Origin of the sequence: Pseudomonas sp. 1928-m, assembly GCF_029269135.1 — a bacterium.
Classification (GTDB): domain Bacteria; phylum Pseudomonadota; class Gammaproteobacteria; order Pseudomonadales; family Pseudomonadaceae; genus Aquipseudomonas.
This window is the reverse complement of sequence record NZ_JARIXO010000005.1, coordinates 76,359-87,902: the sequence shown is the minus strand read 5'-3', so window position 1 is coordinate 87,902 and position 11,544 is coordinate 76,359. Positions and strand designations below refer to the sequence as shown.

Genomic DNA, 11,544 nt, shown 5'->3' with positions numbered 1-11,544 from the left:
GCTTTTTGGGGTTTACGCAGATCAGGCGGAGAGTTCGACCAGCAGCTTGTTCAAACGCTGCACGTATGCGGCCGGGTCCTTCAGGTTGTCGCCTGCGGCCAGGGCAGCCTGGTCGAAGAGGATATGACTGAGGTCGGCAAAGCGGTCTTCATCGGCCTCGGCATCCAGCTTCTCGATCAGCGGGTGGCTCGGGTTGAATTCGAAGATCGGCTTGGAATCCGGCACCTTCTGCCCGCTGGCTTCAAGAATCTGGCGCATCTGCAAGCCCAGGTCCTGCTCGCCAATGGCCAGAATCGCCGGCGAGTCGGTCAGGCGATGGGATACGCGCACCTCGGCAACCTGCTCGCCGAGTGCGGTTTTCAGACGCTCGACCAGGCCTTCTTTGGCCTTGGCAACTTCTTCCTGGGCCTTTTTGTCTTCTTCCGAATCCAGCTTGCCGAGGTCAAGATCACCACGGGCCACGTCGACGAAATGCTTACCGTCGAACTCGGTCAGGTAGCTCATCAGCCACTCATCGATACGGTCGGTGAGCAGCAGCACTTCGATGCCTTTCTTACGGAACACTTCCAGGTGCGGGCTGTTCTTCACCTGGGCGTAGGATTCGCCGGTGAGGTAGTAAACCTTGTCCTGACCTTCAGCCATGCGACCGATGTACTCGCCCAGGCCAACGCTCTGCTCGCCATCTTCAGTACGAGTAGAGGCAAAGCGCAGCAGGCCGGCGATCTTCTCCTTGTTGGCGAAATCTTCCGCCGGACCTTCCTTGAGCACCTGGCCGAAGTTCTTCCAGAAGCTCTTGTAGTGCTCAGGCTCGTTCTTCGCCAGTTTTTCCAGCATGTCCAGCACGCGCTTGGTCAGCGCCGACTTCATCGAGTCGATGATCGGATCTTTCTGCAGGATTTCACGGGAGACGTTCAACGACAGGTCGTTGGAGTCGACCACGCCCTTGATAAAACGCAGGTACAGCGGCAGGAACGACTCAGCCTGATCCATGACAAATACGCGCTGCACATAGAGCTTCAGGCCACGCGGCGCTTCACGCTGATACAGATCGAACGGCGCTCGGGCCGGGGTGTAAAGCAAGGAGGTGTATTCCAGCTTGCCTTCGACCTTGTTGTGGCTCCAGCTCAGCGGGTTCTCGAAATCGTGACCGATGTGCTTGTAGAACTCCTGGTATTCCTCGTCCTTGATTTCGGTACGCGGACGGGTCCACAGGGCGCTGGCGCGGTTGACGGTTTCCCACTCGACTTCGGCGGGTTTGTCCTTCTCTTCGCCATGGGATTCTTTCGGCAGTTCGATAGGCAAAGCGATATGGTCGGAATACTTCTTGATGATATTGCGCAGACGCCAGCCATCGGCGAACTCGTCTTCGGCGGCTTTCAGGTGCAGGACGATACGGGTGCCACGCTCGGCTTTTTCAACGGTGGCAACTTCAAACTCGCCCTCGCCTTTGCTCGACCAGTGCACGCCTTCGCTGGCCGGGCTACCGGCACGGCGGCTGAACACATCAACCTTGTCGGCAACGATAAAGGCCGAGTAGAAGCCCACACCGAACTGACCGATCAGGTGCGAATCCTTCTTCTGGTCACCGGTCAGGTGCTGCATAAAGTCAGCCGTACCGGACTTGGCGATTGTGCCCAAGTGGGTAATGGCGTCTTCACGGCTCATGCCAATGCCGTTGTCTTCGAGGGTGACGGTCTTGGCGTCCTTATCGAAGCTGACGCGGATTTTCAGCTCAGCGCCGCCTTCCAGCAGCTCAGGCTTGGCCAGCGCTTCGAAACGCAGCTTGTCGGTGGCATCCGATGCGTTGGAAATCAGTTCGCGAAGGAAGATTTCCTTGTTCGAATACAGCGAATGGATCATCAGGTGAAGCAGCTGCTTCACCTCGGTCTGGAAGCCCAGGGTTTCTTTTTGAGTTTCCACACTCATGCTCTCTTACTCCACGTTGTTGACGAAGCCGCAGCGCGGCGGATGTCATACAGGTGGGGGCATGTTGTGAGATTTCAAGTGCTTGGCTTAAGGCTCAAGCAACTCGATACGGGTAATCTCTTCCGGCAGCAGGCTGTAGCTGACTTCGCCCTGCCCGCTCATGCGCTGACGCAGAATGATCCGGCCGTCCTGGTCGATACCGTGGAAGCGACCCTCGGCGCTGTTACCGCGCTCGGTGGTCGCGCGCATGCTGAGGTTTGCATAGCGGTTGGGGCTGCRCAGCAAGCCGTCAAGGCTGAAGCGCACGCGTCGATCCAGAGGCCGGCTGACGCGCTCCGGAGCGACCGCCGCCACTGCTGCCGGTTTGGCCTCGGCAACGGCCGGCGCCACWGCGCTAGGCAATGGCGGAAAACTATCGGCAGCAACGTGCCAGCCACGCTGCTCCTGTTTCTGCAGCAGGATCGGCAACTGTTGCAGCTCGCCATTGATCCGCGCCTGGACGTTCAGATCAAGGCTCTGCAGTGGGAAGTTCAGATTACCGATGGGCTGCAACTGCACCTGGCGAGTGGCAAAGCGGCGCTCCAGGTAGTCCTGAATCACATGGCTGACGGTATCGACCGAGTCGAACTGGCGATCGACTTTATCGCCCTGATAACGCAGGCCATTGCGGAACAGCTCAAGCTTGCCGCTCAGGGTGGTCTTGAACTGCGGCGGCAGCACCAGGTGGAAATCACCGGCGAGCTTGTTCGGCGGCAGCGGCTGCAAATCCAGGTGCAGGGTATAGCCACGGCTCAAGCGCCGCGCTTCAGGCAACTCCTGCTCGGGCAGTAACCAGCTGATTTCCACTTCCGGCAGAATGCCTTCATCGGCCGGCAGCACATCGACCCGCACCGGGCCTTTGTCGACTTTCGGCAGACGAATCACCAGCTCGCTCTGGGCGAAGAAATCCTGGCCCTCACGCAAGCTCAGCACGCCATCAAGCAACTCGGCCTGTTGCGGCGCGAATGGCCTACCATTCAACTGGCCGCGCAGGTCGATGGCCAGCTCGGCTGGCGCCTGCACTTCGGGCTTGAGCCATTTGAGGCTGAGGATGGCCTCCAGACGCTGCGCATCGTGACTGGCCAGCAAGGTCAGGCCGACCACCAACGGAATAATCCCCAAACTGGCCAAGGCCAGGGCTGGCCGCGCCGAACGCCAATGGCGCAACACATACAGCAAGGTGAACGGCGGGATGAAACTGGCCCAGCCCCACAGCAGGCTGGTAGCAAAGGCGCGCATCACCAGCCAGACCAACCCGGCGAGTATCAGCAGCAAGCCACCCAGAATCAGCAGCGCATCCATTCAGTATTCCTTAGCGATGGTTAAACGAGGGGTTATCCGCAGACCCGGCTGCCTTAAGGCTCATCGACCTTAAAGTGCGCCCGCGCCGTAGCAATCGGCTCGGTCTGGTTGGTTTGCCAGGCGGTAATGGCCACGTTGGCGACCCGACGCCCCTGGCGCCACACCTGGCACTGCACGAAGGTGTCACGATAATGGCCGGCGCGAAGGTAATCTATCGAGAAGTCGATGATTTTCGGCAAATGTGGAATGCCCATAAACATCAACAGGTGCAGCATCGCCGAATGCTCCATAAAGCCGGCGATCACTCCGCCATGCAATGCGGGCAAGGTCGGATTACCGATATTGTCCTGGTTGGCCGGCAGGCGAAACACCATGTCATCGCCCAGGCGCAGGCACTCGATACCGAGCAACTTGGCGTAGGGAATCAGGCTGATCAATGAGTCGTAGTTGTTCTGCTCGTGGGCTTCGCGCACCAGTTGGTTGAGGTTCAGCGTGCTCATTGGCCAGTCCCCTTGGCAGTGCGTTGCAGATCGGCGGGCTTACCCATGCGCATAAACGCCCCAACCACATGGGCAATCGGCTCGTCGGGGTTGTCCTGATAGGCATAGCCGCGGGTGAAGATGATGTTCTCGGTCACCCGATAGCACTCGGCGAAACCAAATACATCCTTGTTCGGCTCGGCCGAGCGCATGTAATCGATGCGCAGGTCGAGGGTCGGGCAGATTTCGAACTCAGGCAGCACGCACACGGTGGAAATGCCGCAGGTGGTATCCATCAGCGTGGTGATAGCACCACCGTGGATCACTCCGGTTTCCGGGTTGCCGACAATCTGCGGGCTGTAGGGCAAGCGCAGGATCAGCCCCTGCGCATCGGCGCTGTGCACACTGATGCCGAGCACCTGGCAATGACGCAGGACCGATAGAAAACGCTGCGCCCGCGCAACAATAGGGGAATCGCTCATGACTTCAGACTCAGGACAACTGTACAAAGGGTGAGCATGATACCCCCTGACACAGAGCCCGACACCACGAAGACAGCCCGCTGATGAGAACACCAGCAAATTAATGGGGAACTTCGGCGAAACCGCGCTGTTTAATGGCCATGGCTGGGAAACCAGGCATTGATTTCCACATTACAAGGAGTACTAACCGTGCAAAAGCCATTCACCTATGCCCTGCTTCTCGCCGCCATGCTCGGCCTGGCAGCTTGCGAAAAAACCCCGGAAGACAAAGCAGAGTCGGCCAAGGAATCCGCTGCTGAAGCCATCGAATCCATGGGTGATGCCATTGAAGAAACCGGCGAAGCCATTGAGCAGAAAGCCGATGAAGTGATGGGCACCGAGCCAACCACTGGCGAGAAAATCGAAGATGCTGCCAATGATGCAGCTGATGCCATCGAAGACGCTGGCGATGAAGTCAAAGACGCTGTCGACGGCCAGTAAGCCCTCCAGCTAAAACAAACAAGCCCGCTTAATGCGCAATGCTGTTCATTTAAGTGGGGCCGCTTTACGCCCTCTAGAACGGCGGGCTTTGAAATCTTCCTCGCTCTAAGTCTTTGGCAGTGGTTCAGGCCGTAGGATGGGTGCTAACCCATCAGCCAATTGATGGGTTAGCACCCATCCTACGGTGGTGAGCACAAAGAAATGCCGCTTCCCTGGCAAGGGCGAAGCGGCATTTTCCTTATGTGAACAGCATTACGCCGACTGGCGGGTTTGTTTATGGCGCAATCAAAGCACCGGAACCAGCATCAGCAGCAGGCTGCACAGCAGCCCAACCACCCAAACCACACTGCGCTGCCAGTGCAGGTCAGCCCAGTAGAAAAACAGATAGAGCACCCGCGCCACGACGAAGGTCACCGCCAATATATCCACCAGTACGCCGTGGTTATTGGTCACATGGGCCATCAGCACACCTACGGCAAACAGCGGAAACGCCTCGAAACTGTTCAGATGCGCGGCCAGGGCACGCGCGCCAAAGCCGGTCAGGCGCGCTTGCTGAGCGCGTGGATGGTGGTTGTCGTAGTGACCGTCACCCTCCTTCGCCATGGCCTTGGCCACAGGGGCTTTGGCGATAAAGATCAGTAATGCGCTGATAAAGATGCACCAGAATGGGATGCTCATTCGCTTTTCTCCTTGGGCGATTCGAACGCCGGGGTCTGGGTGTAGACCATCACTTCCAGTACATCGGAATGAAACTCGCGGCGGTACAACACCAATACCACACCTGCGCTGACCAGCATGAAAAACCATGGGTTGATAAACCAGGCCAGCGTCGCCATGCCAAAGTAATAGGCACGCAAACCCTGGTTGAACTGGTTGGCGGCCATAGAGATCACTCGCGCGGTGCGCTCGGCAAAGGCTTTGCGTTCCTGCTCCGTCACATGCCGTTCGCCGACCATCGGCGCAGAGCCCACCAGCACGGCAGCGAAGTTGTACTGCCGCATGCACCAGCTGAAGGTAAAGAAGGCGTAGACGAACACCACCCCCAAGCACAGCAACTTAACCTCGGACAGCTCACGACTGGCCGCCTGCACAAAGGGCAAATCGGCCAGCAGCGACACCGCGCGATCAGAGGCGCCAAGCACGGTGAGGATACCGGCGAGGATGATCAGGGTGCTGGAAGCAAAGAACGACGCGTTGCGCTCCAGGTTGCCGATCACGTTGGCATCGGCGATACGGTTGTCGCGCAGCAGCATGCGGCGCATCCAGTCTTCGCGGTACAGGTGCAGCACGCTGGCCAGACATGGCGTGGTGCGGCCCTTGGCCTGGGCGTAGCGGGTGTAGCCGGCCCAGCAGACGACGAACCAGAGAACGGCCAGCAGGTGCGGCAGGTAGTAGTCACTGATTGGCATGCAAACTCCTTGTTAACCTGCGCCGATTATAGACAGGCCTGGCTTTCAGCTGGCCAACAAAAAGGCCGCTCAGTGAGCGGCCTTTTGTAAACAACGGGGAGCTAAACAGCGGAACTCAGGCTGCAGCGGTTTTCGGCGCACCCAGCACGCGATCCACTGCAACAGCCAGCAGCAGGGTCAGCAGCACCGGCAACAACCAACCGAGGCTCTGGTCGGCCAATGGCAATTGGCTGAAGAAGCTCGGGATCAGCGCCTTGCCGCCGGCTGCGGCAATCCCGTCAACCAGGCCAAACACCAAGGTCACGGCCATCACCGGGCGAAATACCCGCGCAGGCGAACACCACAGATTATCCAGCAGACTCAGCGCCACCAGCACAATAGCCAGCGGATACAAACCGACCAGCACCGGAATCGAGAAGCTGATCAACTGCGTCAAGCCTTGGTTGGCTACCAGCAGGCTGAACAAACCGAAGGTGATAACCACCGTGCGGTAGGAAACCGGCAACAGGCTGCTGAAGAACTCGCCACAGGCGGTCAACAGACCAACAGCCGTGGTCAGGCACGCCAGGGTGATAACTACCGCCAGAAGCAGGCTGCCAGCCGTGCCAAAGGTGTGCTGCACATAGGCGGTAAGCACCTGCACGCCATTCTGCGCTTCACCGGCAATGCCCTGGCTGGTTGCGCCGAGGTAGAACAGCGCCAGATACACCAGCGACAAGCCGACTGCGGCGATCAGGCCAGCGATCACCGAGTAACGGGTAATCAGCTTGCCATCGGTCACGCCGTGGTCGCGAATTGCGGTGGCAATCACGATGCCGAACACCAGTGCACCGAGGGTATCCATGGTCAGGTAGCCCTGCAGAAAACCCTGCACAAAGGGCGTGCTCTGGTAATCCGGCGAAACCTGACCGATCTCCCCCGCCGGGATCAGCAGCGCGGCGCCGCCCAATACCAGCAGCGCCGCCAGCAGCACCGGGGTAATGTACTTGCCGATGCGATCAACCAGTTGCCCAGGATTGAGGGACAGGAACAACACCGCTGCAAAGTAGGCCAAGGTGTAGAGCAACAGCGCCGTGCTGCTATTGCCGCTGAACGGCGCGACGCCCATCTCGAACGACACCACAGCGGTGCGCGGCGTGGCAAACAAAGGGCCGATAGCCAAATACACCGCGACCGCAAACAGCACGCCCGCACGCTTGCCTAGCGGTGCGGTGAGCAGCGCCATGCCGCCACCGACGCGCGCCAGGGCAACGATGGTCAGCAGCGGCAAACCGACGCCAGTAAGCAGAAAGCCCAGAGCCGCCAGGCCGATGTTCTCACCCGCAGCCATACCGGCGCTGGGCGGAAAGATGATGTTGCCGGCGCCCAGGAACAGCGCAAAAGTCATAAAGCCGAGGGCCAGGAGATCCGAGCCTTTCAAACGAGTCATAGAAGGGAATACCACAGGCAGAAAGTTGCAAGTTAAAAACCGAAAGTTCCGAGGGTTTCCCGATGGATCGGGGGAAACGTCACCTAGCCGGTTAAGCGGGGCCACTGCAGCGCCCTGAGCCGCTTGTGACGGAGCAGGCGCTAATAGTTGCAAGCCTAACGAAATTGACACGCCAGCGGCACTGGCACAGGTCAGGCTGTCGGACTGGTGAAAAAAGCTGTCGCATCAACAACAGTTCATCCCTGGCCGCAATAAAAAAAAGGCCACCCGAAGGTGGCCTTTTCTCAGGTCAAAAAGCCTTAGGCTTTTTTCACTTCCCAACCGGTCAGCTCGGCCAGGGCCTTGCCGATGTCAGCCAGGGAACGCACGGTTTTCACACCAGCGTCTTGCAGGGCTGCGAACTTCTCGTCTGCAGTACCCTTGCCGCCGGAGATGATTGCGCCGGCGTGGCCCATACGCTTGCCCGCAGGAGCGGTCACACCAGCGATGTAGGACACTACTGGCTTGGTCACGTTGGCCTTGATGTAGGCTGCCGCTTCTTCTTCAGCCGAACCGCCGATCTCACCGATCATCACGATCGCTTCGGTCTTCGGGTCTTCCTGGAACAGCTTCAGGATGTCGATGAAGTTGGAACCTGGGATCGGGTCACCACCGATGCCGACGCAGGTGGACTGACCGAAACCGGCGTCAGTGGTCTGCTTAACGGCTTCGTAAGTCAGGGTGCCGGAACGCGACACGATGCCTACTTTGCCTGGCAAGTGGATGTGGCCCGGCATGATGCCGATTTTGCACTCGCCCGGAGTGATCACGCCTGGGCAGTTCGGGCCGATCAGGACCACGCCCAGCTCGTCACACTTGACCTTGGCTTCGAGCATGTCGATGGTCGCGATGCCTTCGGTGATGCAAACGATCAGCTTGATGCCGCCCATGGCCGCTTCAAGGATCGAGTCCTTGCAGAACGGAGCCGGAACGTAGATCACGCTGGCGGTGGCGCCAGTCTGCTCAACTGCTTCACGCACGGTGTTGAACACGGGCAGATTCAGGTGAGTGGTGCCGCCTTTGCCCGGAGTCACGCCGCCAACCATCTTGGTGCCGTAGGCGATGGCTTGTTCGGAGTGGAAAGTACCCTGCGAGCCGGTGAAGCCCTGGCAGATAACTTTGGTGTCTTTATTGATCAGGACGCTCATTACTTGCCCTCCGCAGCTTTGACGACTTGCTGAGCAGCGTCGGTCAGGCTGGTTGCCGCGATGATGTTCAGGCCGCTTTCTGCCAGGACTTTAGCGCCCAGCTCAGCGTTGTTGCCTTCCAGACGAACGACAACCGGGATTTTCACGCCGACTTCTTTCACTGCGCCGATGATGCCTTCGGCAATCATGTCGCAACGAACGATACCGCCGAAGATGTTTACCAGTACGGCAGCCACGTTGCTGTCGGACAGGATGATCTTGAAGGCTTCGGTCACGCGCTCTTTGGTTGCGCCGCCACCTACGTCGAGGAAGTTGGCTGGTTTGCCGCCGTGCAGGTTGACGATGTCCATGGTGCCCATGGCCAGGCCAGCACCGTTGACCATGCAACCGATGTTGCCTTCCAGCGCGACGTAGTTCAGTTCGAACTTGGCAGCGTGGGCTTCACGCGGATCATCCTGGGACGGATCGTGCATGGCGCGCAGCTTCGGCTGACGGTACATGGCGTTGCTGTCGATGTTGATCTTGGCGTCGAGGCAATGCAGGTTGCCATCAGCCTTGATCACCAGCGGGTTCACTTCCAGCAGAGCCAGGTCATAGTCCTGGAACAGCTTGGCCAGGCCAACGAAGATCTGGGTGAACTGCTTGATCTGATCACCTTCCAGGCCCAGCTGGAATGCCAGCTCGCGGCCCTGGAACGGCTGAGCGCCGACCAGCGGGTCGATGGTCGCCTTGAGGATTTTTTCAGGGGTGTCGTGCGCAACTTTCTCGATGTCCACGCCACCTTCGGTGGAGGCCATGAACACGATGCGACGGCTGGAACGGTCAACGACCGCGCCCAGGTACAGTTCCTTGGCGATGTCGGTGCAGGACTCGACCAGGATCTTGGTCACTGGCTGACCGTTGGCATCTGTCTGGTAAGTCACCAGACGCTTGCCCAGCCAGTTGGCGGCGAAGGCTTTGGCGTCTTCTTTGTTCTTCACCAGCTTCACGCCGCCCGCTTTACCGCGGCCACCAGCGTGGACTTGAGCCTTGACGACCCACTCGGTGCCACCGATTTTTTCGCAGGCTGCTGCGGCTTCTTCCGGGGTGTCTACCGCGAAGCCCTTGGATACGGGCAGGCCGTATTCAGCGAACAGCTGCTTACCCTGATACTCGTGGAGATTCATGCTTGTCTACCGTCTTCGTTTAGGTATTGCGCATACGGTGCTGCACTTGTGATGCCGCACCACCTGTGACTGCTTCTGCAGCAATCCGGCTGACGTTCCGCGCAGAACCTGAGCTGTACGCGGGCAGTCGGCCGTGGTTCTTCCTGTTGAACTGCACCTTCACCGGTACACAACGCCGGTGAAGGCATCCGCTCAAACAAACAACGTCTTAACGCTTCTTACGGTTGGCGATGTGGATGGCATGGCCATTCACTGCCAGAGCAGCTTCGTGCAGTGCTTCGGACAGCGTCGGGTGGGAGAACACCATCATCCCCAGATCCTCGGCGCTGGTGCCGAATTCCATACCGATTGCACCCTGCTGAACCAGTTCGGCAGCGCTTGGGCCAATCACGTGTACACCGAGAACGCGGTCGGTGGCGGCATCAGCGATGACTTTAACCATACCGCCGGTGTCGTTGGCTGCCATGGCGCGACCGCTGGCAGCGAACGGGAAGGTGCCGACGTTAACGGCAACGCCTTCGGTCTTCAGCTGCTGCTCGGTTTTACCAACCCATGCGATTTCCGGGTGGGTGTAGATAACCGACGGGATCAGGTCGTAGTTCATCTGGGCTTTGTGGCCGGCGATGCGCTCAGCAACCATGATGCCCTCTTCCGAGGCTTTGTGGGCCAGCATCGCGCCGCGCACCACGTCACCAATGGCGTAAACGCCCGGTACGCTGGTGGCGCACTGGTCGTCAACAAAGATGAAACCACGCTCGTCCATGTCAACGCCGCTGTCGGCAGCCAACAGGTCGGTGGTCACCGGACGACGGCCAACTGCAACGATCAGCTTGTCGAATACGATCTTCTGCTCGCCTTCGGCGTCGGTGAAGTTGACAGTTACCTGCTTCTTCTTCACTTCCGAACCGGTCACACGAGCGCCCAGACGGATTTTCAGACCCTGCTTGGTGAAGGTCTTCAGCGCTTCTTTGGCGATCTGCTCATCGGCCGCCGGGAGGAACTTGTCCAGGGCTTCCAGTACGGTCACTTCAGCACCCAGGCGCGCCCACACCGAACCCAGCTCCAGACCGATGACGCCAGCGCCGATCACGCCGAGCTTCTTCGGTACGCTCTGGAATTCCAGGGCGCCGGTGGAGTCGACGATCACGTCCTGATCAACCGGGGCCGGTGGAATGTCGATTGGCTTGGAGCCGGAGGCGAGGATCACGCTGCCGGCTTCAACGATCTGCGTCTTGCCGTCGGAACCGGTGACTTCAACCTGCTTGTTCGCCAGCAGCTTGCCGTGACCTTCGAGCAGGGTCACGCCATTGGCCTTGAACAGGGTGGCAACGCCGCCAGTGAGGTTTTTTACGATGTTGGCCTTACGGCCGATCATCGCAGGTACGTCGATGGTCACGCTCTTGGCTTCGATACCGTGAATGGCAAAGCCTTCGTGCGCTTCGTGGTATTTCCAGGAGCTGTCCAGCAGCGCCTTGGACGGAATGCAGCCGACGTTCAGGCAAGTACCGCCGAGGGCGGCTTTGCCCTCTTTGTCCTGGTACTTCTCGATGCATGCAGTCTTCAAACCAAGCTGAGCTGCTTTGATGGCGGCTACATAGCCACCAGGGCCGGCACCGATGACTACCACGTCGAATTTCTGGGTCAT

The 11,544-nt window shown here is 59.1% G+C and carries 11 protein-coding genes; 1 reads left to right on the top strand and 10 read right to left on the bottom strand.

Translation table 11 applies throughout. The features are described 5' to 3' along the window. Nucleotides 1–21 precede the first annotated feature (21 nt). The 4 genes from htpG to P3C18_RS15790 form a co-directional block, all read right to left on the bottom strand. Nucleotides 22–1,926 carry a molecular chaperone HtpG gene (gene htpG / locus P3C18_RS15805; protein ID WP_275962798.1) on the bottom strand — a complete coding sequence of 635 codons (1,905 nt, stop codon included), beginning with the start codon at nt 1,924–1,926 and terminating at the stop codon, nt 22–24. 87 nt (nt 1,927–2,013) lie between these two features. Next, the gene (locus P3C18_RS15800) at nt 2,014–3,267 is read right to left on the bottom strand and encodes an MFS transporter (protein ID WP_275962797.1); all 1,254 of its coding nucleotides are present in this window, start codon (nt 3,265–3,267) and stop codon (nt 2,014–2,016) included. A 53-nt stretch (nt 3,268–3,320) separates the two neighbouring features. Continuing rightward, a complete protein-coding gene (locus tag P3C18_RS15795; RefSeq protein WP_090253305.1) occupies nt 3,321–3,767 on the bottom strand; it encodes a PaaI family thioesterase in 447 nt (148 codons plus the stop codon). Further along, the gene (locus tag P3C18_RS15790; protein ID WP_275962796.1) at nt 3,764–4,228 is read right to left on the bottom strand and encodes a PaaI family thioesterase; all 465 of its coding nucleotides are present in this window, start codon (nt 4,226–4,228) and stop codon (nt 3,764–3,766) included. Before P3C18_RS15790 ends, P3C18_RS15795 begins: the two co-directional genes overlap by 4 nt. Nucleotides 4,229–4,417: 189 nt before the next feature. Between P3C18_RS15790 and P3C18_RS15785 the strand changes: the two genes are divergently transcribed. Next, entirely contained in the window at nt 4,418–4,708 is a 291-nt protein-coding gene (locus P3C18_RS15785; protein ID WP_275962795.1) for a hypothetical protein, read from the top strand. 285 nt (nt 4,709–4,993) lie between these two features. On the opposite strand, the gene P3C18_RS15780 is transcribed toward P3C18_RS15785, so the two are convergent. The 6 genes from P3C18_RS15780 to lpdA form a co-directional block, all read right to left on the bottom strand. Then, entirely contained in the window at nt 4,994–5,386 is a 393-nt protein-coding gene (locus tag P3C18_RS15780) for an MAPEG family protein (protein ID WP_275962794.1), read from the bottom strand. Next, complete coding sequence (locus P3C18_RS15775; RefSeq protein ID WP_090253295.1) at nt 5,383–6,117, bottom strand: DUF599 family protein; 735 nt, start codon at nt 6,115–6,117, stop codon at nt 5,383–5,385. Before P3C18_RS15775 ends, P3C18_RS15780 begins: the two co-directional genes overlap by 4 nt. Nucleotides 6,118–6,232: 115 nt before the next feature. After that, nucleotides 6,233–7,546: a branched-chain amino acid transport system II carrier protein gene (gene brnQ, locus P3C18_RS15770; protein WP_275962793.1), complete on the bottom strand. Its 1,314-nt coding sequence runs from the start codon at nt 7,544–7,546 to the stop codon at nt 6,233–6,235. 299 nt (nt 7,547–7,845) lie between these two features. After that, nucleotides 7,846–8,733 carry a succinate--CoA ligase subunit alpha gene (sucD, locus tag P3C18_RS15765; RefSeq protein ID WP_090242057.1) on the bottom strand — a complete coding sequence of 296 codons (888 nt, stop codon included), beginning with the start codon at nt 8,731–8,733 and terminating at the stop codon, nt 7,846–7,848. After that, the gene (gene sucC, locus P3C18_RS15760; RefSeq protein ID WP_090253289.1) at nt 8,733–9,899 is read right to left on the bottom strand and encodes an ADP-forming succinate--CoA ligase subunit beta; all 1,167 of its coding nucleotides are present in this window, start codon (nt 9,897–9,899) and stop codon (nt 8,733–8,735) included. Before sucC ends, sucD begins: the two co-directional genes overlap by 1 nt. 208 nt (nt 9,900–10,107) lie before the next feature. Next, nucleotides 10,108–11,544, bottom strand: a complete 1,437-nt coding sequence (gene lpdA, locus P3C18_RS15755; protein WP_275962792.1) for a dihydrolipoyl dehydrogenase — start codon at nt 11,542–11,544, stop codon at nt 10,108–10,110.